We start from the raw sequence: 22,678 nt of genomic DNA, 5'->3' as shown, positions 1-22,678 counted from the left end.
TAACATGAAAATTCTGGTGGTAGGCCCGTCTTGGGTGGGCGACATGATGATGTCGCAAAGTCTTTATCGTACGCTCAGGGCGCGCTATCCCCAGGCGATTATCGATGTGATGGCGCCTGCCTGGTGCCGTCCGTTGTTATCGCGCATGCCGGAAGTGAACGAAGCGATCCCGATGCCGCTGGGCCACGGCGCGCTGGCTATCGGCGAACGCCGCAAGCTCGGGCACAGCCTGCGCGAGCGTCGCTACGATCGCGCTTATGTGCTGCCGAACTCGTTTAAATCGGCATTAGTCCCCTTCTTTGCCAACATCCCGCTGCGCACCGGCTGGCGCGGCGAGATGCGCTACGGCCTGCTCAACGACGCCCGGGTGCTGGACAAAGACGCCTGGCCGCTGATGGTGGAACGCTATGTGGCGTTGGCCTACGACAACGGCGTGATGCGCTGCGCCAAAGATCTGCCGCAGCCGCTGCTTTGGCCGCAGCTGCAGGTCAACGAAGGGGAAAAGTCGCAGGCCTGCAGCGCCTTTAACCTGTCCAACGTTCGGCCGATCATCGGCTTCTGCCCCGGCGCGGAGTTCGGCCCGGCAAAACGCTGGCCGCACTATCACTATGCTGCGCTGGCGAAAAAGCTCATCGACGATGGTTATCAGATTGCGCTATTTGGCTCGGCAAAAGATAACGAGGCCGGCAAAGAGATCATCGCCGCCCTCAGCAGCGAGCAGCAGGCCTGGTGCCGGAATCTGGCGGGTGAAACCCAGCTGGAGCAGGCGGTGATCCTGATTGCCGCCTGTAAAGCGGTGGTGACTAACGATTCGGGGCTGATGCACGTCGCCGCGGCGCTGGACCGCCCGCTGGTGGCGCTGTATGGCCCGAGCAGTCCGGACTTTACCCCGCCGCTGTCGCATAAAGCGCGCGTGATCCGCCTGATTACCGGCTACCACAAAGTGCGCAAAGGCGATGCCGCCGAAGGCTATCATCAGAGCCTGATCGACATTACGCCAGAGCGCGTCCTGCAAGAGCTGAATGAATTGTTGACGGATAAAACCGGACACGAGGAAGCGTAGCGGATGCGGGTATTGATTGTAAAAACCTCATCGATGGGCGACGTGCTGCACACGCTGCCCGCGCTGACCGACGCCGCGCAGGCTATCCCCGGCATCCGCTTCGACTGGGTAGTGGAAGAAGGCTTCGCGCAGATCCCCTCCTGGCATGAAAGCGTCGAGCGGGTGATCCCGGTGGCGATCCGCCGCTGGCGTAAAGCCTGGTTCTCCGCGCCGATCAAAGCGGAGCGTAAAGCCTTTCGCGAGGTCGTCCAGGCGGTAAAGTATGACGCCATCATCGACGCCCAGGGGCTGGTGAAAAGCGCTGCGCTAGTCACCCGCCTGGCGCACGGCGTCAAGCATGGTATGGACTGGCAAACGGCCCGCGAGCCGCTGGCCAGCCTGTTTTACAACCGCCGCCACCACATTGCGAAACAGCAGCACGCCGTGGAACGTACCCGCGAGCTGTTCGCCAAAAGTCTCGGCTACGCGAAACCCCAAACCCAGGGGGATTACGCCATTGCGCGCCATTTCCTGCAGCACGAGGCTAGCGCTGCCGCCCCCTATCTGGTGTTCCTGCACGCCACCACCCGCGACGATAAGCACTGGCCGGAAAACCGCTGGCAGGAGCTGCTCGATCTGCTGGCCGACAGTGGCGTCCGCATTAAGCTGCCGTGGGGCGCCCCGCACGAAGAGGCGCGGGCGAAGCGGCTGGCGGAAGGCCGGGAGTATGTTGAAGTGCTGCCGCGCATGAGCCTTGAGCAGGTAGCGCAGGTTCTGGCCAGCGCCCGGGCCGTCGTCTCGGTCGATACCGGCCTCAGTCATCTGACCGCCGCGCTGGATAAACCGAACTTCACGCTTTACGGCCCGACCGATCCGGGGCTGATTGGCGGATACGGTAAAAACCAGCACATCGTGCGGCCGGAAAACAGCGCCAGCACCGGCGATATTACCGCCAGCCGGGTTCATCTTCTTCTGCACAATCAGGGGCTGCTCTGATGGGATCTCTGTTTAAGCAGATCTATCGCTACACCCGCCCTCGCGCTTATCGTCACAATGAAAATCTGTGGCCTTTTACCCGCATCACTCGCGCGCCGAGCGGCGAAATCAGCGCGTTGCGCTATAGAGGGAAAACGGTGCCGCTGGTCAGCCTGAGCGCGCTGAAAAACAGCATGCAGGGTGAAGTCCTGCTGACCGCCACCGGTCCTTCGACCCGCAATATCGATTTTTCCCTGTTGTCGAAAACGATCCCAGTGATGGGCGTCAATGGCGCCTGGCATCTTGCCGACCGCCTGCACTTTTCGCTCTATACCATCGTCGACATGGAGTTTTTCGATAAGAAGCCGGACATTATCCGCGCTATCGTCAGCCAACCGGACATTCTGCTGTTCACCACCATGCATGGGATCGCCAAAATCGTCGATCGCTATGCGGACGCGCTGCGCTGCCGTTTGGCGTTGATTGAGGACGGTTGCTATAAGATTTACCAGCCGAAAGTCGCCAGCGAAGCGATAAAGCGCACTTACCAGCAGAATCCGGCGATGTGCTTTCATCCCCAGCGCCCGGATATCTGCTTTAGCACCGATATTCGCCAGGGCGTCTTTGATGCCGGTACGGTGGTCTACTGGGCGCTGCAAGTTCTCGCCTGGCTGGGCTTCAATACTATCCTGGTGAGCGGCCTGGATATGACCAATTTTAACCAGCCGCGATTCTACGAAACACAACAAGAAAAATTGCCTTCTTACCTGGCAACAAAAGTGGATACCCTCGTCATGCCCTCCTTTGCGCATGCCGCGCAGGTACTGCAGCAACGCCAGATCCGGGTGATTAATTTTTCCCCAGAAAGCGCTGTACCGGATACTATTTTCGAAAAGGTTGCGTTTAATGAGTACTTTAAAAGTGAGTAACTTCGCCCGACAGGGTTACTCGATTGTCTTTCCTTTGTTTTTATTTTTTAGCGCGATTTTTTGTATGTCCACCCGGACCAATAATCTGCTGCATTTATCGATCCTGCTGCTGTTGCTGTCTCTGGTACGCCAGGAAAACCGCCAGGCGCTGGCCGACGTGTTACGCGAGCAGTGGCAGACCTGGACGCTGCTGGCGGCCTTCTTTACCTATTACGCCCTCAGTAACCTGTGGGGCCATACGCCGCAGCATATTGATTCGCCGATCACCCACGGTGTGTATCTGACGGGCTATCTGTTGCTGATGGCGATGCTGCTTAGCGACGAACGAACCCGCCGCCTGGCCATGCTGGCGGTGGTTGGCGGGATCACCGTGCTCTCGCTGTGGACGCTGATGTTCGACCACACGCTGGTCCTCACCGAACGAGCGGTCTCCCCCGAGAACCCCGGGCCAACAAACGTTATCGACCTTGCCGGATACTGCGGCATCGGCATCTTAATCTGCGGCATGCTACTGAAAGAAAAAGCCAGCCACTGGCTCTATCTGCCGGTGGCCATCATGCTGGTGATGATGCTGCTGACCCAAAGCCGCGGGCCGATCATCGCCCTGGTGCTGGCGGTCGGCTGTACGCTGCACCTGCACGTCTTCACCCGCCGCAACCTGCTGATCGCCGCGGCGCTGGCCGTGCTGGTGGCTCTGCTTTTGGTCATGACGCCGGTGGGCGACATGCTGCTCGCCCGTTTCGAAGAGCTGGGCACCCAAAGCGGGCTGCGTCTGAGTATCTGGCACCATACGCTGTCGGAGATGGCCAGCCAGCCCTGGCTGGGACGCGGTTTCAGCTATGAACTGGATTTCATCAACTACAGCGGCGAACACATCACCACCACCCACAGCGTGTATATGGGCGCCCTGCTGAAAGGCGGCATCGTGGGTTTACTACTGCTGCTTGCGGTCATTGCCTGCGGACTCTGGCAGGCGTGGCGCAAGCGCCGCTCCGACAGCCGCTACAGTCTGGCGATCCTGTTTTACGCCCTGGTGTTTATGGCCTCGCAGGGGATGTTTATCATCAGCAACCCCCGGGAGACCTGGGTGCTGTTCTGGCTGCCGCTGGGCATAGCGCTCAGCAAAGGGCTAGCGGAAAAGCGTTAACAAAAAAGGGCCGCTGACGGCCCTTTTTTATAGTCACTTTTATATTAACTGCGGGCGGCGACCAGCCGGTCGGCCTGCTCTTTAATCACCGGCCACACCGACTCAATCGCCACATCGGCGACATTCGCTTCTTCACAGACGATCTGCCTCGCTTTGTCATAGCCCGGCGCCCAAATATGATAGCCGGGCAGCCCGGTATCCTTGAGTTTACGTTTGTTATAGACCGCCACCATCGGTTTATCGAAGGCGCGGGCGATATGCACGATCGAGGTGTCCGGCGTAATGACTAAATCACAGCTGCGGATCACCTCCACGGCGGAGTTGATGGTGCTGTCGGCGATGTACAGCGCCATATCCAGCCCCAGCTGCTGAATCTTCTCACTGCGCCCCACCATCACGATACAGACCCGGTAAGGCAGAGCATGTAGCCGCTCGACCAGGGTCGCCACCTGATGACGACAGAAGTCTTTATCTTCGGAGGCGGTAAAAGGGTTAATGGCGATGCGCAGTGCGACCTCTCCGGCCTGGGAAAGCAAGCGCGCCACCTTCTCCCGCTCATGGCGACAGCCAGGGAGATGATAGTCGTATGGCTGGTCGTCAACGACGCCAAAAAGCTTCACCACCTGTTTATAGCGCTGGGAAATATGGCTGTTGCTGTCAAAAAAAGCGATCGAATGATCGTAAAGTTTATAGGGCTCTTTATTAAACCCAATCACGCTGGTCGCCCGTAAATCGGCGAGTAATTTAAAACGTTCATAGCTGGTCACGTCATCAAAATCGATAACCGCATCAAAACCCGCCGCCCGTAACGTATTTAAGGGCATGCGTGGTCGATATAAATATACTTGCTCGATGAATTCTGAGCCGGCTAATATTTCGCAGCATATTGGTCCGGTTAACACCGAAACCTGATATCCCCGTTCGGCCAGTATTCTGGCGCAGCCGGTGGTCACCACCATATCGCCGACTTTATCGTCCAGACGCAATAGCAGCACGCGGCGCACGGGGACCGGGTCGAAGGGTTTGCGCGCCGGCTTATTTCTGTATCGATAGTTAATTAAATTAAATTTAATGCCGCGGAAAAAAGCGTTCTTTTTCCGCGTCAATTGTTTAAGGATACGCATACGGTACCTTGAGCTGTGTTAGCGCTGTGTGATTTTCCGCTGGTAATATTCTGCCAACGTCATGCCCTTCACCTGCGGCGCCAGCCAGCTAAAAAAGGCTTCAAGGTCAGCGTATAAACGCTCAATATCCCGTTCATTCTGGAACGTGGGGCTGCCGCCGGGCATATACTCTGAAGAGTGGAGCATATATTCCACGTAGTCATTGCCCTGCGTCAACGTTTGTTCGACGACTTTTTTCATCGTCTCCACGTTGCCGCCCATCGGACGCAGCCAGTGTACGGAGGGAGAACGCACTTTGCCGCGCAGGCGGTCGTAGCCCTGCTTCACGCTGTTCATCCACGCGGAGTGCTTGTACTGAATGCTCATCGGCACTTCCAGCAGCGGCGAGTGGCCTTCGCGGCTGATGTCATTTTCATCGAGAAAATAGGCATGCTGCGGGAAGCGGCGATAATCGGTCCCGCCATCGCCCTGCGGCGCCCCCTTGGCGGTCTTCCAGTTCACCCGTGGGGTCACCGAGCAATCCACCTGATAACCGTGCTCCACCAGCAGACGCGCATAGCGCTCGTCAAAGGCCCAGCGCCCGGCGCGATGGCTAACCATTTTGGTCTGGAAGGTGTCCTCCAGCAGATGCGTCATATAGTCGACCTTTTCACGCATCATGGCATCGCTGTATTCAATGAGATAAGGCTTATGCCGCCAGTCGTCGGCGGTCAGCGGCTCGGTCGGCGGGCTGTTCCAGGCATGCAAATGCATACCGACTTCCGCGGTGCCGCGGGCAATCACGTCTCTGGCGAATTCGATATAAAAGGGGTCGATGGCCATTTCATAGTTGGTCAAATAGACCGGTTTAAAGCCATACTTTTCGCAAAGCTGCTGAAAACGCGGGAGATAACGCGCATTCTCGGTGGTGATGCTGTCATGTTTTTGCCAGAGGTTATCGCCCTCTGTATCAATCGTGATGAGAAATGCGGGATTGTGCACGAAAACGTCCTCAGGCCATACGTATCGGGTCATGGTAGAGCAATACAACGCTTCTCTCAATCTGTCTGATCCCCTAGAATCGGAACCCTTATCCTGGATGAAGAACAGAGTATGACGCCTGAAACCCTCTCCCGCAGCCCCTTGAACCCGGCGCGGATCCTGGTCATTAAGCTGCGCCATCATGGCGACATGCTGCTGATCACCCCGCTTATTCACGCGCTGAAACAGCAGTACCCCGCCGCCTGCGTGGATGTCCTGCTGTATGAAGAGACCCGGGATATGCTCGCCGCCAACCCCGATATTCACCAAATTTATGGTCTCGACCGCCGCTGGAAAAAGCAGGGGAAAAAGCATCAGTTGAAGATGCAATGGCAGCTCATTCAGACGCTGCGCCAGCAGCGATACGATATGGTGCTTAACCTTGCCGACCAGTGGCCGAGCGCGATTATCAGCAAACTGACCGGCGCCGCGACGCGGATCGGCTTTGATTTTCCGAAGCGTCGCCACCCGTTCTGGCGCTATTGCCACACCGCGCTGGCCGCCACCCAACAGCATAATCAGCTGCATACGGTACAGCAGAATCTCTCTATCCTCGCTCCGCTCGGTATCCAGTTGAACGACGCGCCGGCGCGGATGGGCTACAGCGAAGCAGACTGGGCCACCAGCCGCGCCCTGCTGCCGGAGGACTTCCGGGATAACTACATCGTCATCCAGCCAACGTCGCGTTGGTTCTTTAAATGCTGGCGCGAAGATCGGATGAGCGCCCTGATCAACGCGCTGTCCGCCGAAGGGTACGCGGTGGTGCTCACCTCCGGCCCCGACGACAGAGAGAAGCAGATGGTGGAGACCATCATCGCCGGCTGCCCGCAGGCGCGGCTGCACTCTTTAGCCGGTCAGTTAACGCTGCGCCAGCTGGCGGCGGTGATCGATCACGCCCGGCTGTTTATCGGCGTCGACTCGGTGCCGATGCATATGGCAGCGGCTCTCGGCACCCCGCTGGTCGCCCTGTTCGGCCCCTCGAAGCTGACCTTCTGGCGTCCGTGGCAGGCGAAAGGCGAGGTGATCTGGGCCGGCGACTTCGGACCGCTGCCCGACCCGGACGCCATCAACACCAACACCGACGAACGTTATCTCGATTTAATTCCTACCGACGCCGTGATCGCGGCGGCGAAAAAGGTACTGGCATGAGTAAATTCAGGCTGGCTCTGGTGCGGCAGAAGTACCGCCCGGACGGCGGCGCAGAACGGTTTGTCTCCCGCGCGCTGGAAGCCCTCGACAGCAGTCATCTGCAGCTGAACGTCATCACCCGCGAATGGCAGGGGCCGGTCAAGCCCGACTGGCAGATCCATATCTGTAACCCACGCAAATGGGGGCGCATCAGCCGCGAGCGTGGGTTTGCCAACGCCGCGCGAGCGCTCTGGCAGCGCGAGTCCTTCGACCTGGTGCAGAGCCATGAGCGTATTCCCGGCTGCGATCTCTACCGCGCCGGCGATGGCGTTCATCGCCGCTGGCTGCAACAGCGCTCGCGCATCTTACCGGCCTGGAAAAGCCGCCTGCTGTTCGCCGACCGCTACCACCGTTATGTGATGAAAGCGGAACGGGAGATGTACGAAGACCCGCATCTGCGCGGGGTGATCTGCAACGCCGAGATGATCAAGCGCGAGATCATCGAAGACTTTGGCCTGCCGGCGGACAAGATCCACGTTATCTATAACGCCATTGATAACCAGCGTTTCCTGCCGCCGGGCGAAGACACCTTTGCCGCCTTACGCGCCAAATGGCAGTTGCCGCTGCAGGCAACCTGCCTGATTTACGTCGGCTCCGGCTTTGAGCGTAAAGGGCTGGCGGCGGCGATCCGCGCCATCGCCCCGACCGATCGCTATCTGCTGGTGGTTGGCAAAGATAAGGATCAGCCGCGCTACCAGGCGCTGGCGAAGAGCCTGAACTGCGAAGCGCGGGTGCGCTTCTTCGGCATGCAGTCGGAGACGCTGCCGTTCTATCAGATGGCCGATGGCCTGCTGCTGCCCACCCTCTACGATCCGTTCCCCAACGTCATCCTCGAGGCAATGGCCTGCGGTCTGCCGGTGATCACCACCACCGGCTGCGGCGGGGCGGAGTTTATCGTCAACGGCCACAACGGTTACGTCTGCGACGCCCTGGATATCCCGGCGCTGCAGCAGGCGGTGATGGCCCTGCCCGCCCGCGCGCTGGGCTCCGCGGAAGGCGACCGCGCCCGCGAGCGCATCATGGCCTGCACCAGCGAGCGCCTCTCCACCCAGCTGCTTTCCCTTTATCAGGATCTGGTGAAATAACGATGCGCATCTTATTTGTGATTGATGGATTGCCCGGCGGCGGCGCGGAAAAAGTGGTCCTGACCCTGGCAGCACAGTTCCTGCGCGACGGCGATCGGGTATCACTCATTTCGCTACGCGACGTCTGCGAGTACCCCTTGCCCGAGGGGCTCGACTACCAGGTGGTGGCCGATCGCTGCCGCAAACCCTGGCGCAAGCTGACCGAGCTGTCCCGCCGCGCCCGCCAGCTGGACGCCGCGGTCATCCGGGCCGAGCAGCAGGGACAATTTGACCTTGTACTCTCCAACCTGCATAAAACCGACCGCATCGTCGCCCGCAGCCGCGCGCTGCGCGAGCGCAACGTCTGGTTCTGCCTGCACGGCGTCTTCTCGGCCTCTTATCTCGGTCACCGTACCGGCTTTGACCGCTGGATGAAGCAGCAGAAAATTAAGCAGATTTACCAGGGGCGCAACGTGGTGGCGGTTTCCGACGCCGTGGGGCGCGATCTGGTGGAAGCCTTCGCCCTGCGCCCGGCGCAGCTGAAAACCATCTATAACCCCTTCGATATCGCCGCCCTGCGCGCAGAAGCGGAAGCCGACAGCGAGCGCCCGGACGGCGACTACCTGATTCACGTCGGCCGCTTCCATCCCGGTAAACGTCACGACCGCCTGCTCGAAGCCTACGCGCAAAGCGGCATTGACGCGCCGCTGGTGCTGTTAGGACAGGGGAAACCGGAGCAAGAGCAACGCCTGCGCCAGCTGGCCAAAACGCTTGAGATTGAAGACCGGGTGTGGTTCAAGGGTTTTCAGAAAAACCCCTTACCGTGGATCAAAGGCGCGCGGATGCTGGTTTTGAGCTCGGATAGCGAAGGATTCGGCAATGTGGTAGTGGAGGCGCTGCTGTTACATACCCCGGTCGCCAGCACCCGCTGTCCCGGCGGCGTCACCGAGATCCTGACCGGCGAACTTGCCCGGGGTCTGGCGGATCTCACCAGTCCGGCGCTGGCTCAGACGATGCAAAGCATTTACCATAACCCGCCGGCCATCGACGATGCCGCGCTGGAAAAATTCAGCGTCGTGTCCATTTGTCAGCAGTACCGTCAGCTGCAGCGCACCTGACGCCGTTAGTTAACCAGGATCGAAGATTTATGAGTCAAACGCCTTTACTGAGCATCGTGGCTGCCGTCTACAACGGTGAGAAATTTCTTGCGCAATTCTTTGAGTGCATTGAACAGCAGCAGCTGGACAGCTATGAACTGATCCTGGTGAACGATGGGTCGACGGACAACAGCCTGGCGGTGATCGCCGAATGGCGGGATCGGCTGCAGAACGTCCAGGTGCTGGAGCAGGAAAACCAGGGCGTCTCGGTCGCGCGTAATACCGGCCTCGCCGCCGCCAGCGGCAAGTACCTCGCGTTTCCGGACATCGACGATAAACTCTATCCGGGCATGTATCGCACGCTGCTGGAAATGGCCGAGAAAGCACATCTCGATGTCGCCACCTGCAACGGCACCTACGTGTACGAAAAGCGCCGCGAGAGCCACCCGATCTTCCCGCTGGATCGCTTGCCCTCGACCGGCGTGTTGCCGGGCCATGTCTGGCTCAAGCAGGCCCTGGACTCGCGGAAATTTCTGCACGTCACCTGGCTCAATATCTATCGCCACGATTTTATCCGCCAGCATCACTTCCATTTCGAGCCCGGCCTGCGCCATCAGGATATCCCGTGGACCACCGAGGCGCTGCTGGCCGCGGAGCGCGTGCAGTACACCAGTCAGCAATTCTATGATTACTACATCCATTCTGAGTCGGTATCGCATAAGCCGGACAACGACGACACGCTGATGCGTTCGGCGCGCCATTACATGAAAATTCTGGAGATGCTGGAGGCGATCAACCAGCGTTACCCGGATAAAGTGCGCCATATCGCCGCCTGTCGCTGGCAGATCGCCAAAGAAGGCCTGGGGATCATCCACACCTTCGACAGCATGAAAGATGAGTCGAAAAAGCATGTTATTATTAAAGAATTCTTCGACCGCGGTATCTGGCGGTTAATCTGGAAAAACGCCTGTACTTTCCGTTTACGCTGGCGCCTGGGACGCCGTTATCTGCGTATTAAGCGTTATCGCCACGCGGGATAGACCAAAAACCCGCTGTTTCCGCCAAAGAGATAGCTTTACGCGGGCTAAATGCTTAGAATTTGCCCGCCAAAACAGAGAACGGATAAATAGTTTGGAATTGCTTTATACCACCCTACTTTACCTTATTCAGCCGCTGGTGTGGCTGCGGCTGCTGCTGCGCAGTCGTAAGGCTCCTGCCTACCGTAAACGCTGGGCGGAACGCTATGGCTTCTGTCAGAACAAGGTAGAGCCGGATGGCATTCTGCTGCACTCCGTTTCCGTCGGCGAGACCTTAGCCGCCATTCCGCTGGTTCGCGCCCTGCGCCACCGCTACCCTTCTCTGCCGATTACCGTCACCACCATGACGCCGACCGGCTCCGAGCGCGCCATGTCGGCCTTCGGCAAAGATGTCCATCACGTCTATCTGCCCTACGATCTGCCCGGCGCCATGAACCGCTTCCTGGACACCGTTCAGCCGAAGCTGGTGATCGTCATGGAGACCGAGCTGTGGCCGAACATGGTGGCCGCGCTGCATAAGCGTAAGATCCCGCTGGTGATTGCCAACGCCCGCCTGTCCGAACGTTCCGCCAAAGGCTATGCCAAACTGGGCGGCTTTATGCGCCGCCTGTTGAGCCGTATTACGCTTATCGCCGCGCAGAATGAAGAAGATGGCAACCGCTTCCTCGCGCTGGGACTGAAGCGCAATCAGCTGGCGGTCACCGGCAGCCTGAAATTCGATATCTCCGTTACGCCAGAGCTGGCGGCGCGCGCGGTGACGCTGCGTCGGCAATGGGCGCCGCACCGCAAAGTCTGGATTGCCACCAGCACCCACGATGGCGAAGAGCAAATTATCCTCCAGGCGCATAAAAAGCTGCTGGAGACCTTTCCGAACCTGCTGCTGATCCTTGTTCCCCGCCATCCGGAGCGCTTCCCTGACGCTCGCGACATGGTGCAAAAAGCCGGGATGAGCTTCACTCTACGCAGCACCGGCGAGATCCCCTCCTCCAGTACCCAGGTGGTTATTGGCGATACCATGGGCGAACTGATGCTGCTCTACGGCATTGCCGACCTCGCTTTCGTCGGCGGCAGCCTGGTGGAGCGCGGCGGCCATAATCCGCTCGAGCCGGCGGCGCACGCCATTCCGGTGCTGATGGGGCCGCATACCTTCAATTTCAAAGATATCTGCGCCAAGCTGCAGCAGGACGATGGCCTGATCACCGTCACCGACGCGAACTCGCTGGTCAAAGAGGTATCCACGCTCCTGACCGATGAAGACTACCGCCTGTGGTATGGCCGTCACGCGGTGGAAGTGCTGCACCAGAACCAGGGCGCGCTGTCGCGTCTGCTACAGTTACTGCAACCTTACCTGCCGCAGCGGAGTCATTAATGTCTAACCGGCTTTCCGTGGTGATGATCGCCAAAAACGCAGCGGACCTGCTGCCGGATTGTCTGGACTCCGTTAGCTGGGCGGATGAAATTATCGTCCTCGACTCCGGCAGTACTGACAGCACCGTCGAGCTGGCTCGCCGCCTCGGGGCGCAGGTCTATACCCATACCGACTGGCGAGGCTATGGCATTCAGCGCCAACGCGCGCAGGACTACGCCACCGGCGACTGGGTGTTGATGATCGATACCGATGAGCGCGTCACGCCAGAACTCAGGCAGGCTATTCTTAAGGTACTGGAAGCCCCGCAGCGCGGCGCCATCTACAGCATCGCCCGGCGTAACTATTTTCTCGGACGCTTTATGCGCCACAGCGGTTGGTACCCCGATCGCGTCCTGCGCCTGTACGAACGCGCCCGTTACCGCTATAACGATAATCTGGTCCATGAATCGCTGGATAGCCTGGGCGCCGAGGTCATTCCGTTGACCGGCGATCTCCTGCATCTGACGTGCCGCGACTTCGCTGGCTTCCAGCAAAAACAGCTGGCGTATGCCGCCGCGTGGGCGCTGGAACGCCATCAGAAGGGCAAGAAGACCTCGATGGCGGGGATATTCAGCCATACGCTGGGGGCGTTCCTGAAAACGCTGCTGCTGCGCGGTGGGGTGCTGGACGGTAAGCAGGGCTGGTTACTGGCGATGGTCAACGCGCAGTATACGTTTACAAAATATACCGAGCTGTGGGCGCTGAGCCACGGCTACTCGGAGAAAGAGTCATCATGAGCACAAAAGCGATCTATCCGGGTACCTTCGATCCCATCACCAATGGCCATATCGATATTGTCACCCGCGCGGCGAGTATGTTCGATAAAGTGGTGCTGGCTATCGCCGCCAGCCCAAGCAAAAAGCCGATGTTCAGCCTTGATGAACGCATTGCGCTGGCGGAGCAGGCGACGGCCCACCTGGTGAACGTGCAGGTGGTCGGCTTCAGCGACCTGATGGCCAGCTTCGCGCGCGCGCAGCAGGCCAATATCCTGATCCGCGGCCTGCGGGCGGTGGCGGATTTCGAGTATGAGATGCAGCTGGCCCATATGAATCGCCATCTGATGCCCACCCTTGAGAGCGTGTTCCTGATGCCGTGCAAAGAGTGGTCGTTTATCTCCTCTTCGCTGGTGAAGGAAGTCGCGCGCCACCAGGGCGATGTCTCTCATTTCCTGCCAGCCAACGTCCACCAGGCGCTGTTGAATAAGCTGAAGTAACGCATCTGCTGGGGCGTGAGCCACACGGGCTGGCGCTGCGCCGCTGGGCCATCCACACCGGCTCTGTCTCTGTCTTGATGCCAGGTGGCGCTGCGCTTACCTGGCCTACAAACGCCCCGGGTCCGCCAGATGCGCACCCGCAGTTTCGCTGACCTGCCGACAATCATTCCTGTTCCGGTAACTATTTCTGACACTGGCGGCAATAAAAGGTCGCCCGCTGGGCATGTTTGGTCCCGACGACCGGCGTGCCGCAGATCCGGCAGGGTTCGCCCTTGCGGCCATAGACCTGTAGCTCCTGGGCAAAATAGCCAGGCTTGCCATCGCTTTGCAGGAAGTCCTTCAGCGTGGTGCCGCCCTGCTCTATCGAGCGCAGCAGGACCAGCTTAATCACCTTCACCAACTGCTCGCACTCGTCCCGCGACAGCGAGGACGCCAGCCTGTCAGGGTGGATCCCGGCGGAGAACAGCGATTCACTGGCGTAGATATTGCCGACGCCCACCACCAGCTTGTTATCCATCAGCCAGGGTTTGATCGCGGTTTTCTTCTTCGCGCATTTCTGCTGGAGATAGTCGGCGTTGAAGGCATCGCTTAGCGGTTCCGGCCCCAGATGCGCCAGCACCGGGTGGCCTTCCAGCTCTTTGGTCCATAGCCAGGCGCCAAAGCGGCGCGGATCGGTATAGCGCAGGACTTTACCGTTACTCATAACCAGATCAACGTGATCGTGTTTTTCCGCAGGCAGCTCTTCGCTCAGGATGCGCAGGCTCCCCGACATCCCAAGATGGACGATGATCCAGCCGTCCGGGAGTTCCAGAAGCAAATATTTGGCGCGACGTCGCACGCTGAGCACCGGAACGTCGCTCAGGCGATAAATCTCTTCGGAAACCGGCCAGCGCAACCGTCCGTTGCGCACGACGGCGTGCAGAATGGTGGCGCCAACCAGGTGCGGCTCAATGCCGCGACGGCTGGTTTCAACCTCTGGTAATTCAGGCATGATTTTCCTCCATTAACCCGGCGTATTGTGCTTCACGGACAGGTGGCTGAAAAGGGAGTGTGTGAAAGCAATATGGGGGAGTTTTAAAAACAAAAAACCCCGCCGGAGCGGGGTTTTTATACAAGGAGGCTAAAATTATTTGATTTTAGCTTCTTTGTAGATAACGTGCTGACGTACAACCGGATCGTACTTTTTCAGTTCCATTTTTTCCGGTTTGGTACGTTTGTTCTTCGTGGTGGTGTAGAAGTGACCAGTACCAGCGGAAGAAACCAGCTTGATTTTCTCACGAATACCTTTAGCCATGATTTATTTCCTCTAAGTACTTAGTACTTTTCGCCACGGGCACGCAGTTCAGCCAGAACTGTATCGATGCCTTTCTTATCGATTACACGCATACCTTTAGCAGATACGCGCAGGGTGACAAAACGCTTCTCGCTCTCAACCCAGAAACGGTGAGAGTGCAGGTTCGGCAGGAAACGGCGTTTAGTCGCGTTCAGTGCGTGGGAACGGTTGTTACCGGTCACCGGACGCTTGCCAGTAACTTGGCAGACTCGGGACATGTCTATTCTCCAAAAATCAAATTAGCTCGAGCTTCGTATGGGGTATTGGCGCCTCGTCAGGCTTTACAGCCTGGTCATCGCAGTTCAATGTGAACTCTCGACTGCCAGGCCCAAATGCCAAACCCGAGATTCTCAAAGGTGGCGTAGTATACGCTGACTCGGCGATGTGCTCAAGTCCCGAACAGACAAAGATCCCGAAGGATCGCCAGTTCGGGGCTAAATCCAGCCACGTTCGGCAAAAGATACATACGCACCGCGGCCGATAACCAGATGGTCAAGCACACGTATCTCCATGAATCGACAACACTTTACCACCCTTTCGGTAATCAGCCTGTCAGCCTGACTCGGCTCCGGACTACCGGAGGGATGATTATGCGCAAGGATCACGGCGGCGGCGTTCACTTTGATGGCTTCGCGTACAATTTCTCGCGGATGCACCTCAACGTGGCTAAGAGTACCAGAAAAAAGGCGGCTATGTTTCAACACGCGGTTCTGATTATCTAAAAAGATCACCATAAAGATCTCGCGCTCCTCTTCCGTCAGCTGGCTTTGCAAAAATTCCCGCGTCATCGAGGGGGTGACCAGCGCGGCCTCCTCAACCAGCTGCGAGCTAAAATAGCGCCGCGCCAGCTCGGCAATCCCCTTCAGTTGCGCATATTTCGCCAGCCCCAGCCCGTCAACGGCAACCAGTTGCGCTTTATCAGCGGAAAGCAGAGCGTAGAGCGAACCAAAACGCTGCAATAACGCCTGGGCGTAGCTCAGCACATCCTGACGGCGTGTGCCAATGCGCAGAAACAGCGCCAGTAGCTCAACATCCGTCAGCGCCTCGATGCCGAATTGCAGCATCTTCTCCCGTGGCATCAGATTTTCCGTTCCGTCCATGCGCCCTCCTGCGTGAATCAGCCTATCCTGGCACAACCTGACGGCGCTGCCGACGCGCCGCTTTTCACCCTGCGTAGCCGCTCGCAAAGTGAATGCCCGTCAGAGGCACGACCACGTCAGGATTGTGATAAGATGCGCGGATTCTGGTCTACGGCAACAGGAATACATCATGATGACTCTGGCGGGTAAAAAAATCGTCCTGGGCGTCAGCGGCGGTATCGCGGCGTATAAAACCCCGGAACTGGTGCGGCGACTGCGTGAACGCGGCGCGGAAGTGCGTGTCGCAATGACGGAGGCGGCAAAAGCGTTCATCACCCCACTCAGCCTGCAGGCGGTATCCGGCTATCCGGTTTCCGATAGCCTGCTCGATCCGGCGGCGGAAGCGGCCATGGGCCATATTGAGCTCGGAAAATGGGCCGACCTGGTGATCCTCGCCCCGGCGACCGCCGATTTGATTGCCCGCGTGGCGGCCGGCATGGCTAACGATTTGGTGTCGACGATCTGTCTTGCCACCCCTTCTCCGGTTGCCGTCTTGCCCGCCATGAACCAGCAGATGTATCGCGCGCAGGCCACCCAGCATAATCTGCAGACGCTCGCTTCCCGCGGCCTGCTGCTGTGGGGACCGGACAGCGGTAGCCAGGCCTGCGGCGACATCGGCCCGGGGCGAATGCTCGATCCGTTAACCATCGTGGAGATGGCCGCACAGCATTTCGCCTCCCCTGTCAAAGATTTGCAACATCTCAACCTCATGATTACCGCGGGCCCGACCCGTGAACCGTTGGATCCGGTGCGTTACATCTCTAACCACAGCTCCGGTAAGATGGGCTTCGCGATTGCCGCCGCCGCCGCACAGCGCGGCGCGAACGTGACCCTGGTCAGCGGACCGGTATCACTTCCGACACCGCCCTTTGTGCAGCGTATTGATGTCACTACCGCGCTGGAAATGGAAGCGGCCGTCCAGGCCGGCGCTCAGCAGCAGCACATTTTTATTGGCTGCGCCGCGGTGGCGGATTACCGCGCCGCCGCCATCGCCGAAGATAAAATAAAAAAACAAGGTGATGAATTAACAATAAAAATGGTTAAAAACCCGGATATCGTGGCCGGGGTTGCAGCGCTAAAATCGCATCGCCCCTACGTCGTTGGGTTTGCCGCCGAAACGAATAATGTGGAAGAATATGCGCGGCAAAAACGTGCCCGCAAAAACCTCGACCTGATTTGCGCCAACGATGTTTCCCAGCCTAATCAGGGCTTTAACAGCGATAGCAACGCATTACACCTTTTCTGGCAGGATGGGGAAAAGCGCTTACCACTTGAGCGCAAGGAACTCCTGGGCCAATTATTACTCGACGAGATCGTGACCCGTTATGATGAAAAAAATCGACGTTAAGATTCTGGACCCGCGTGTCGGCCAGCAATTTCCGCTGCCGACCTATGCCACCTCCGGCTCCGCCGGACTTGACCTGCGAGCCTGTCTCGACGACGCCGTAGAGCTTGCGCCGGGCGCAACCACGCTGTTGCCGACCGGCCTTGCGATTCATATCGCCGATCCCTCTCTGGCGGCGGTGATCCTGCCGCGCTCCGGCCTGGGTCATAAGCATGGCGTGGTGCTGGGCAACCTGGTGGGCCTTATCGACTCCGATTACCAGGGGCAGCTGATGGTGTCCGTCTGGAACCGCGGTCAGCAGAGTTTTGTTATCGAGCCGGGCGAACGTATCGCGCAGATGGTCTTTGTGCCGGTCGTGCAGGCGGAATTTAACCTGGTGGAATCTTTCGATGCCACCGACCGCGGCGAAGGCGGCTTCGGTCACTCAGGGCGCAAATAGGCCCAGCAACACGGAATCTGCATCCCAACGCGCATAATGCAATAACACCACCGCAAACTCTGGTTTGCGGTCGCGTTGTGGATGTCTGCCTGACAAGTGCTTATTTTCAGGGGTATTTTAAAACATGGCAGAAAAGCAAACTGCGAAACGGAATCGTCGCGAAGAAATACTTCAATCTCTGGCGCTAATGCTGGAATCCAGCGATGGTAGTCAACGTATTACCACCGCGAAACTGGCGGCTTCCGTCGGCGTCTCTGAGGCCGCGCTGTATCGCCATTTTCCCAGCAAAACCCGCATGTTTGACAGCCTGATCGAGTTCATTGAAGACAGTCTGATTACGCGCATCAATTTGATTCTGAAAGATGAGAAGGACACGTCCGCGCGCCTGCGCCTGATTGTTCTGTTGATTCTTGGGTTTGGCGAGCGTAATCCTGGGCTGACGCGCATCCTCACCGGACACGCGCTGATGTTCGAACAGGACCGGCTGCAGGGCCGTATCAACCAGCTTTTTGAACGCATCGAAGTGCAGCTGCGTCAGGTGATGCGCGAGAAAAAAATGCGCGAAGGCGAAGGCTACACGCTCGACGAAACGCTGCTGGCCAGCCAGCTGCTCGCCTTCTGCGAGGGCATGCTGTCGCGCTTTGTGCGCAGCGAGTTCAAATACCGTCCGACGGATGATTTCGACGCCCGCTGGCCGCTGGTCGCCGCACAGCTGCAGTAGTTTTCTTTGCATTGCCCGGTAGCGCTCTGCTTACCGGGCTTTTTCGTTACACGCCGTAGGCTTCGCGATAAGCGCGAACGGCGGCCAGGTGTTCCGCCATCTCCGGTTTCTCTTCCAGATAAGCGATCAGCTCTTTCAGGGTTACGATCGAGATAACCTGGCAGCCGTAATCCCGCTCCACTTCCTGAATGGCGGAGATTTCACCGCGGCCGCGCTCCTGACGATCCAGGGAGATCAGCACGCCCGCCAGCTGCGCGCCGTTGGCCTGGATGATCTCCATGGATTCGCGAATCGCCGTACCGGCGGTGATCACGTCATCCACCAGCATGACCCGCCCCTGCAGTGGACTACCGACCAGATTGCCGCCTTCGCCGTGAGTCTTTGCCTCTTTACGGTTAAAGCAGTAAGGCAGGTCGCGGTCATGGTGTTCGGCTAACGCCACCGCGGTGGTGGTGGCGATCGGGATCCCTTTGTAGGCCGGGCCAAACAGCAGGTCGAACTCAATCCCGGAATCCACCAGCGCCTCGGCATAAAAACGGCCCAGCAGAGCCAGATCGCGCCCGGTGTTAAACAGGCCGGCGTTAAAGAAATAGGGGCTCTTACGCCCGGATTTCAGCGTAAACTCGCCAAACTTAAGAACCTGCTTGCTAAGCGCAAACTCAATAAACTGGCGCTGATACGGCTTCATGGATTCGCTCCTCATCTTACTTTTTTACGGTCAAAAAAAAGGCGACTTCTCAGTCGCCTTAAAAACTAATCTGCTAACGCCGCCTTCTGCGTCGTAATAATGGATTCGATCCCCCCTCGGGCTAACGCCAGGAGAGTGAGGAGCTCTTCATGGGTGAACGGCTCGCCTTCTGCCGTACCCTGCACCTCAATGATGCGACCATCTTCGGTCATCACCACGTTCATGTCGGTTTCCGCGGCAGAGTCTTCGATGTACTCCAGATCGCAGATGGCTTCGCCATTAACGATCCCAACAGAGACCGCCGCAACCATCCCTTTCATCGGGTTAGTTTTCAGCTTGCCGGCCGCCACCAGCTTATTCAGCGCGTCGGCCAGCGCCACGCAGGCACCGGTAATAGACGCGGTGCGGGTGCCGCCGTCGGCCTGCAGCACATCGCAGTCGAGGGTGATAGTAAATTCGCCCAGCGCTTTCAGATCAACCGCCGCGCGCAGCGCACGGGCGATCAGGCGCTGAATTTCCATCGTCCGGCCGCCCTGCTTGCCTTTTGCCGCTTCACGCGCGTTACGCGTGTGCGTTGAACGCGGCAGCATGCCATATTCAGCGGTGATCCACCCCTGTCCCTGTCCTTTCAGGAAACGCGGAACGCCTTCGTCAATGGAGGCGGTGCACAGCACTTTGGTATCACCGAATTCAACCAGCACAGAGCCTTCAGCGTGTTTTGTGTAATTACGGGTCAGGGTGACGGGGCGCACCTGGTTGGCGCTACGACCTGCTGGACGCATGATAGAAATCTCCGGCTTGAAACGAATGTGGCTGCGCATTATACGGATTAAAGGCGCTTATTCCTATCCTGATAAGGCCTCGAAAGCTATAATCCTCCCCACTCTCCTTTAAAAACAGGAACGACTATGATCCGCAGTATGACCGCCTATGCCCGCCGTGAAATCAAGGGTGACTGGGGTAGCGCCGCATGGGAGCTGCGCTCGGTAAACCAGCGCTATCTGGAAACGTACTTCCGCCTGCCGGAGCAGTTCCGTAGCCTGGAGCCCGTGGTACGCGAACGCATTCGCGCCCGCCTGACTCGCGGTAAAGTCGAATGCACCCTGCGTTTTGAACAAGACCCCAGCGCTCAGGGCGAACTCATTCTCAACGAAAAACTGGCTAAACAGCTGGTTAACGCTGCCAACTGGGTGAAAATGCAGAGCGATGAAGGGGAAATCAATCCGGTTGATATCCTGCGCTGGCCGGGCGTGATGGCCGCCAAAGAGCAGGATCTTGACGCCATCGCCGCCGACATTCTGGCAGCCCTTGACGGCGCGCTGGATGACTTCATCGTCGCTCGCGAAACGGAAGGCCAGGCGCTGAAAACGCTTATCGAGCAGCGTCTTGAAGGCGTGAGCGGCGAAGTGGCGAAAGTTCGCGCTCATATGCCGGAAATTCTCCAGTGGCAGCGCGAGCGTCTGGTCGCCAAGCTGGAGGATGCGGAAGTGCAGCTGGAGAATAACCGTCTCGAGCAAGAGCTGGTGCTGATGGCGCAGCGTATCGACGTTGCCGAAGAGCTGGACCGCCTCGAAGCCCACGTGAAAGAGACCTACAACATTCTGAAAAAGAAAGAGGCCGTGGGTCGCCGTCTCGACTTTATGATGCAGGAGTTCAACCGTGAGTCGAACACCCTGGCGTCAAAATCGATCAATGCCGAGGTCACCAACTCTGCGATTGAGCTGAAAGTGCTGATCGAGCAAATGCGCGAGCAGATCCAGAATATCGAGTAACGCGCTCTCGTCTGTTAAAGTCTTTCCGTTCACAAGGCCATGATCAATCATGGCCTTTTTATTTATCTCTACCGCAGGCTGACGATAAGCTGCCGTAAAAAATAGTCGTCCAGTTTTCGGTTGTGGCCAATGAGCACAACGCGGCACAGTCAGGGGAAACACCACTGCGGGAGAAAAGAATGGACTTCAACGCGCTTCACCAGCAAAACCAACCTTTGTTGCTTGCCAACGTCTGGGACGCCAGCAGCGCTCAGGCCGCTCAGCAGGCCGATTACCAGGCGCTGGGAACCTCCAGCGCCGCTATCGCCGCGATGTTAGGCTATAAAGATGGCGAAGAGATGAGTTTTGACGAGCTGTTCTATATCGTCTCACGCATCAAAGCCGTTAGCGAACTGCCGTTAAGCGTCGATTTAGAGGCCGGCTACGGCGCCACAACCAGCCACATTATTGAGAATATTCAGCGTCTGGCGCATCTCGGCGTGAGCGGAATAAACCTCGAGGATAGTCAGGTGGTAAATAACAGGCGTCTTCTTGATGATCCGAAGCGCTTTGCCGTCAAACTGCAGGCAATCACCCGCGCCTGTCCCGGCATGTTTGTTAATGTCCGCACCGATACCTTTCTTCTCGACGTTCAAGATGCGCTGGATCAGACGCTCTATCGCGGTCAACTCTACGCGAACCACGGCGCAGACGGTTTTTTTGTGCCTTGCGTCACCCATGCAGAGGATATTACCTCCATCGTTCGCCGCGTGCCTTTACCATTAAACGTAATGTGTATGCCTGAGCTGGCAGACTTCAGCGCCTTATCTGCGCTGGGCGTAAGACGTATTTCAATGGGCAATTTTTTGCACGCTGCCACACAGACCAAACTGAAAGACTTATTCTGTCAGGTACAAGCTCATCACTCTTTCTCGGACGTTTTTTTACCATGAAAATTACCGACAGTGTCCAGTGCGATATCTGGTATCAGGCGCTGCTTGAACGCGCAGTGGAATTCACCGGCGTCTTTTTCGTTGGCGTCAAAACCACCGGTGTATTTTGTATCTCGGTCTGCCGGGCGCGAAAACCCAGACGCGAAAACGTCGAATTTTATAATGACGTTAAATCCGCGCTGGATGCTGGATTCCGGCCATGCAAAGTCTGTCGCCCGACGGAGAATGCCCGGACGGCTCCCGCCTTTGTTGAGCAAGCGCTTCGCCTGCTGCGAGAAAATCCGAAGGTTCGCCTCAGCGATAACGAACTACGTCAGCATGATATTAGCCCGGAACGCGTTCGCCGCTGGTTCCTGCAAAATCACGGGATCACTTTTCAGGCTTTTCAACGGATGCAGCGCGTGAATATGGCGCTTCAGGAGCTGAAAGCAGGCCGCTCAACTACCGATGTCGCTTTCGATAGCGGCTACGAATCCTTAAGCGGCTTCGGCTATACCTGCAAAAAATTGACCGGTTCCGCTCCCAGCGCGCAACGCCAGATTGTTTTAATTCATCGCTTTACCACTCCGCTAGGACCAATGTTCGTGTGCGCAACGCAAGGGGGAATTTGTCTGCTGGAATTTGTCGACAGACGAGCGCTGGAGACAGAATTCAGCGACCTGCAGCGACGGTTCGACGCCAGCATCATCGCAGGAGAAAACGCCCACACCCGGCAGGCGCAACAAGAAATAACAGAGTATTTTGCCGGGCAGCGCCAATCATTCGAGGTGGCGCTTGATACGCCAGGCAGTGAGTTCCAGCGAGCGGTCTGGCACAGTTTACAGCGCGTTAGCTTCGGCGAGACGACGAATTATCAATCCATTGCCATGGATATAGGTAAGCCGACGGCCACGCGGGCGGTCGCTTCCGCAAATGGTGCCAATCGTGTCGCCATCATCATCCCCTGTCATCGAATTATCGGCAAAGATGGTTCGATGACGGGTTATGGCGGCGGCATTGCGCGTAAAAAATGGCTTATCAACCATGAGGCAACCATCAGGCAAAATTGCGGCTGATTTTACTTCC

The 22,678-nt window shown here is 57.8% G+C and carries 25 protein-coding genes; 17 read left to right on the top strand and 8 right to left on the bottom strand.

The features are described from left to right. The first annotated feature begins 4 nt into the window (after nucleotides 1–4). Genes rfaF through KHQ24_RS00445 form a run of 4 tightly spaced genes read left to right on the top strand, consistent with a single transcriptional unit; the run spans nucleotide 5 to nucleotide 4,093 of the window. Nucleotides 5–1,063, top strand: a complete 1,059-nt coding sequence (gene rfaF / locus KHQ24_RS00460; RefSeq protein ID WP_211777078.1) for an ADP-heptose--LPS heptosyltransferase RfaF — start codon at nucleotides 5–7, stop codon at nucleotides 1,061–1,063. Nucleotides 1,064–1,066: 3 nt separating this feature from the next. Beyond that, nucleotides 1,067–2,038, top strand: a complete 972-nt coding sequence (gene rfaC, locus KHQ24_RS00455) for a lipopolysaccharide heptosyltransferase RfaC (RefSeq protein ID WP_117246899.1) — start codon at nucleotides 1,067–1,069, stop codon at nucleotides 2,036–2,038. Next, nucleotides 2,038–2,946, top strand: a complete 909-nt coding sequence (locus KHQ24_RS00450; RefSeq protein WP_049003215.1) for a sugar glycosyltransferase — start codon at nucleotides 2,038–2,040, stop codon at nucleotides 2,944–2,946. Before rfaC ends, KHQ24_RS00450 begins: the two co-directional genes overlap by 1 nt. After that, entirely contained in the window at nucleotides 2,924–4,093 is a 1,170-nt protein-coding gene (locus KHQ24_RS00445; protein WP_017900046.1) for an O-antigen ligase family protein, read from the top strand. The genes KHQ24_RS00450 and KHQ24_RS00445 overlap by 23 nt, the downstream gene beginning before the upstream one ends. 44 nt (nucleotides 4,094–4,137) lie before the next feature. Here the strand turns inward: KHQ24_RS00445 and KHQ24_RS00440 are convergent, their stop codons facing one another. After that, on the bottom strand, nucleotides 4,138–5,217 hold the full coding sequence (locus tag KHQ24_RS00440) for a glycosyltransferase family 9 protein (RefSeq protein WP_017900047.1): 1,080 nt from the start codon (nucleotides 5,215–5,217) through the stop codon (nucleotides 4,138–4,140). 18 nt (nucleotides 5,218–5,235) lie between these two features. Then, nucleotides 5,236–6,198 carry a polysaccharide deacetylase family protein gene (locus KHQ24_RS00435; protein ID WP_012540311.1) on the bottom strand — a complete coding sequence of 321 codons (963 nt, stop codon included), beginning with the start codon at nucleotides 6,196–6,198 and terminating at the stop codon, nucleotides 5,236–5,238. Nucleotides 6,199–6,309: 111 nt separating this feature from the next. On the opposite strand from KHQ24_RS00435, the gene rfaQ reads away from it, so the two are divergent. The 7 genes from rfaQ to coaD all read left to right on the top strand — a co-directional run bounded on the left by rfaQ (nucleotide 6,310) and on the right by coaD (nucleotide 13,244). Next, complete coding sequence (gene rfaQ, locus KHQ24_RS00430; RefSeq protein ID WP_017900048.1) at nucleotides 6,310–7,386, top strand: putative lipopolysaccharide heptosyltransferase III; 1,077 nt, start codon at nucleotides 6,310–6,312, stop codon at nucleotides 7,384–7,386. After that, complete coding sequence (locus KHQ24_RS00425) at nucleotides 7,383–8,510, top strand: glycosyltransferase family 4 protein (RefSeq protein WP_004205062.1); 1,128 nt, start codon at nucleotides 7,383–7,385, stop codon at nucleotides 8,508–8,510. Before rfaQ ends, KHQ24_RS00425 begins: the two co-directional genes overlap by 4 nt. A 2-nt stretch (nucleotides 8,511–8,512) precedes the next feature. Continuing rightward, nucleotides 8,513–9,607 (top strand): glycosyltransferase, encoded by a 1,095-nt coding sequence (locus tag KHQ24_RS00420; protein ID WP_017900050.1) that lies wholly within the window; start codon nucleotides 8,513–8,515, stop codon nucleotides 9,605–9,607. Nucleotides 9,608–9,636: 29 nt separating this feature from the next. Beyond that, nucleotides 9,637–10,626, top strand: a complete 990-nt coding sequence (locus tag KHQ24_RS00415; protein ID WP_004205064.1) for a glycosyltransferase — start codon at nucleotides 9,637–9,639, stop codon at nucleotides 10,624–10,626. Between the two features lie 91 nt (nucleotides 10,627–10,717). Continuing rightward, nucleotides 10,718–11,992: a lipid IV(A) 3-deoxy-D-manno-octulosonic acid transferase gene (waaA, locus tag KHQ24_RS00410; RefSeq protein WP_004205065.1), complete on the top strand. Its 1,275-nt coding sequence runs from the start codon at nucleotides 10,718–10,720 to the stop codon at nucleotides 11,990–11,992. Further along, complete coding sequence (locus KHQ24_RS00405; RefSeq protein WP_023319330.1) at nucleotides 11,992–12,768, top strand: glycosyltransferase family 2 protein; 777 nt, start codon at nucleotides 11,992–11,994, stop codon at nucleotides 12,766–12,768. Before waaA ends, KHQ24_RS00405 begins: the two co-directional genes overlap by 1 nt. After that, nucleotides 12,765–13,244 carry a pantetheine-phosphate adenylyltransferase gene (gene coaD / locus KHQ24_RS00400; RefSeq protein ID WP_004205067.1) on the top strand — a complete coding sequence of 160 codons (480 nt, stop codon included), beginning with the start codon at nucleotides 12,765–12,767 and terminating at the stop codon, nucleotides 13,242–13,244. Before KHQ24_RS00405 ends, coaD begins: the two co-directional genes overlap by 4 nt. 181 nt (nucleotides 13,245–13,425) lie before the next feature. Here the strand turns inward: coaD and mutM are convergent, their stop codons facing one another. From mutM to radC, 4 genes are all read right to left on the bottom strand, one after another. Next, entirely contained in the window at nucleotides 13,426–14,235 is an 810-nt protein-coding gene (gene mutM / locus KHQ24_RS00395) for a bifunctional DNA-formamidopyrimidine glycosylase/DNA-(apurinic or apyrimidinic site) lyase (protein WP_032456731.1), read from the bottom strand. A 135-nt stretch (nucleotides 14,236–14,370) separates the two neighbouring features. Next, nucleotides 14,371–14,538 carry a 50S ribosomal protein L33 gene (rpmG, locus tag KHQ24_RS00390; RefSeq protein ID WP_002922510.1) on the bottom strand — a complete coding sequence of 56 codons (168 nt, stop codon included), beginning with the start codon at nucleotides 14,536–14,538 and terminating at the stop codon, nucleotides 14,371–14,373. 20 nt (nucleotides 14,539–14,558) lie between these two features. Next, on the bottom strand, nucleotides 14,559–14,795 hold the full coding sequence (rpmB, locus tag KHQ24_RS00385; protein WP_000091955.1) for a 50S ribosomal protein L28: 237 nt from the start codon (nucleotides 14,793–14,795) through the stop codon (nucleotides 14,559–14,561). A 216-nt stretch (nucleotides 14,796–15,011) separates the two neighbouring features. Next, a complete protein-coding gene (radC, locus tag KHQ24_RS00380) occupies nucleotides 15,012–15,677 on the bottom strand; it encodes a RadC family protein (RefSeq protein WP_017900054.1) in 666 nt (221 codons plus the stop codon). A 172-nt stretch (nucleotides 15,678–15,849) separates the two neighbouring features. Between radC and coaBC the strand changes: the two genes are divergently transcribed. The 3 genes from coaBC (at nucleotide 15,850) to slmA (ending at nucleotide 18,221) form a co-directional block, all read left to right on the top strand. Then, a complete protein-coding gene (coaBC, locus tag KHQ24_RS00375) occupies nucleotides 15,850–17,064 on the top strand; it encodes a bifunctional phosphopantothenoylcysteine decarboxylase/phosphopantothenate--cysteine ligase CoaBC (protein ID WP_032431274.1) in 1,215 nt (404 codons plus the stop codon). After that, nucleotides 17,042–17,500 (top strand): dUTP diphosphatase, encoded by a 459-nt coding sequence (gene dut / locus KHQ24_RS00370; RefSeq protein WP_017900056.1) that lies wholly within the window; start codon nucleotides 17,042–17,044, stop codon nucleotides 17,498–17,500. The genes coaBC and dut overlap by 23 nt, the downstream gene beginning before the upstream one ends. Nucleotides 17,501–17,624: 124 nt before the next feature. Continuing rightward, nucleotides 17,625–18,221: a nucleoid occlusion factor SlmA gene (gene slmA / locus KHQ24_RS00365; protein WP_004205072.1), complete on the top strand. Its 597-nt coding sequence runs from the start codon at nucleotides 17,625–17,627 to the stop codon at nucleotides 18,219–18,221. Between the two features lie 46 nt (nucleotides 18,222–18,267). Here the strand turns inward: slmA and pyrE are convergent, their stop codons facing one another. Together pyrE and rph are read right to left on the bottom strand one after the other, a co-directional pair. Then, nucleotides 18,268–18,909 (bottom strand): orotate phosphoribosyltransferase, encoded by a 642-nt coding sequence (gene pyrE, locus KHQ24_RS00360; RefSeq protein ID WP_004205073.1) that lies wholly within the window; start codon nucleotides 18,907–18,909, stop codon nucleotides 18,268–18,270. Between the two features lie 65 nt (nucleotides 18,910–18,974). Continuing rightward, complete coding sequence (rph, locus tag KHQ24_RS00355; protein WP_023319338.1) at nucleotides 18,975–19,691, bottom strand: ribonuclease PH; 717 nt, start codon at nucleotides 19,689–19,691, stop codon at nucleotides 18,975–18,977. Nucleotides 19,692–19,817: 126 nt separating this feature from the next. On the opposite strand from rph, the gene KHQ24_RS00350 reads away from it, so the two are divergent. From KHQ24_RS00350 to KHQ24_RS00340, 3 genes are all read left to right on the top strand, one after another. Next, nucleotides 19,818–20,681 (top strand): YicC/YloC family endoribonuclease, encoded by an 864-nt coding sequence (locus tag KHQ24_RS00350; RefSeq protein WP_004205076.1) that lies wholly within the window; start codon nucleotides 19,818–19,820, stop codon nucleotides 20,679–20,681. Nucleotides 20,682–20,860: 179 nt separating this feature from the next. Beyond that, nucleotides 20,861–21,613: an isocitrate lyase/PEP mutase family protein gene (locus tag KHQ24_RS00345; RefSeq protein WP_043522734.1), complete on the top strand. Its 753-nt coding sequence runs from the start codon at nucleotides 20,861–20,863 to the stop codon at nucleotides 21,611–21,613. Beyond that, nucleotides 21,610–22,668, top strand: a complete 1,059-nt coding sequence (locus KHQ24_RS00340) for a bifunctional transcriptional activator/DNA repair enzyme AdaA (protein WP_043522736.1) — start codon at nucleotides 21,610–21,612, stop codon at nucleotides 22,666–22,668. The genes KHQ24_RS00345 and KHQ24_RS00340 overlap by 4 nt, the downstream gene beginning before the upstream one ends. The last annotated feature ends 10 nt before the right edge of the window (nucleotides 22,669–22,678 follow it).

Source organism: Klebsiella sp. 54 (assembly GCF_018223875.1).
Taxonomy (GTDB): Bacteria; Pseudomonadota; Gammaproteobacteria; order Enterobacterales; family Enterobacteriaceae; genus Klebsiella; species Klebsiella quasipneumoniae.
This window is presented reverse-complemented; position numbering and strand designations above follow the sequence as displayed.

Excerpts from the sequence above, each read along its gene's own strand:
- rfaF (WP_211777078.1), top strand. The coding sequence starts at position 5 with ATGAAAATTCTGGTGGTAGGCCCGTCTTGGGTGGGCGACATGATGATG.
- rfaC (WP_117246899.1), top strand. The coding sequence starts at position 1,067 with ATGCGGGTATTGATTGTAAAAACCTCATCGATGGGCGACGTGCTGCAC.
- KHQ24_RS00450 (WP_049003215.1), top strand. The coding sequence starts at position 2,038 with ATGGGATCTCTGTTTAAGCAGATCTATCGCTACACCCGCCCTCGCGCT.
- KHQ24_RS00445 (WP_017900046.1), top strand. The coding sequence starts at position 2,924 with ATGAGTACTTTAAAAGTGAGTAACTTCGCCCGACAGGGTTACTCGATT.
- KHQ24_RS00440 (WP_017900047.1), bottom strand. The coding sequence starts at position 5,217 with ATGCGTATCCTTAAACAATTGACGCGGAAAAAGAACGCTTTTTTCCGC.
- rfaQ (WP_017900048.1), top strand. The coding sequence starts at position 6,310 with ATGACGCCTGAAACCCTCTCCCGCAGCCCCTTGAACCCGGCGCGGATC.
- KHQ24_RS00425 (WP_004205062.1), top strand. The coding sequence starts at position 7,383 with ATGAGTAAATTCAGGCTGGCTCTGGTGCGGCAGAAGTACCGCCCGGAC.
- KHQ24_RS00420 (WP_017900050.1), top strand. The coding sequence starts at position 8,513 with ATGCGCATCTTATTTGTGATTGATGGATTGCCCGGCGGCGGCGCGGAA.
- KHQ24_RS00415 (WP_004205064.1), top strand. The coding sequence starts at position 9,637 with ATGAGTCAAACGCCTTTACTGAGCATCGTGGCTGCCGTCTACAACGGT.
- KHQ24_RS00405 (WP_023319330.1), top strand. The coding sequence starts at position 11,992 with ATGTCTAACCGGCTTTCCGTGGTGATGATCGCCAAAAACGCAGCGGAC.
- coaD (WP_004205067.1), top strand. The coding sequence starts at position 12,765 with ATGAGCACAAAAGCGATCTATCCGGGTACCTTCGATCCCATCACCAAT.
- mutM (WP_032456731.1), bottom strand. The coding sequence starts at position 14,235 with ATGCCTGAATTACCAGAGGTTGAAACCAGCCGTCGCGGCATTGAGCCG.
- rpmG (WP_002922510.1), bottom strand. The coding sequence starts at position 14,538 with ATGGCTAAAGGTATTCGTGAGAAAATCAAGCTGGTTTCTTCCGCTGGT.
- rpmB (WP_000091955.1), bottom strand. The coding sequence starts at position 14,795 with ATGTCCCGAGTCTGCCAAGTTACTGGCAAGCGTCCGGTGACCGGTAAC.
- radC (WP_017900054.1), bottom strand. The coding sequence starts at position 15,677 with ATGGACGGAACGGAAAATCTGATGCCACGGGAGAAGATGCTGCAATTC.
- coaBC (WP_032431274.1), top strand. The coding sequence starts at position 15,850 with ATGACTCTGGCGGGTAAAAAAATCGTCCTGGGCGTCAGCGGCGGTATC.
- dut (WP_017900056.1), top strand. The coding sequence starts at position 17,042 with ATGATGAAAAAAATCGACGTTAAGATTCTGGACCCGCGTGTCGGCCAG.
- slmA (WP_004205072.1), top strand. The coding sequence starts at position 17,625 with ATGGCAGAAAAGCAAACTGCGAAACGGAATCGTCGCGAAGAAATACTT.
- pyrE (WP_004205073.1), bottom strand. The coding sequence starts at position 18,909 with ATGAAGCCGTATCAGCGCCAGTTTATTGAGTTTGCGCTTAGCAAGCAG.
- rph (WP_023319338.1), bottom strand. The coding sequence starts at position 19,691 with ATGCGTCCAGCAGGTCGTAGCGCCAACCAGGTGCGCCCCGTCACCCTG.
- KHQ24_RS00350 (WP_004205076.1), top strand. The coding sequence starts at position 19,818 with ATGATCCGCAGTATGACCGCCTATGCCCGCCGTGAAATCAAGGGTGAC.
- KHQ24_RS00345 (WP_043522734.1), top strand. The coding sequence starts at position 20,861 with ATGGACTTCAACGCGCTTCACCAGCAAAACCAACCTTTGTTGCTTGCC.
- KHQ24_RS00340 (WP_043522736.1), top strand. The coding sequence starts at position 21,610 with ATGAAAATTACCGACAGTGTCCAGTGCGATATCTGGTATCAGGCGCTG.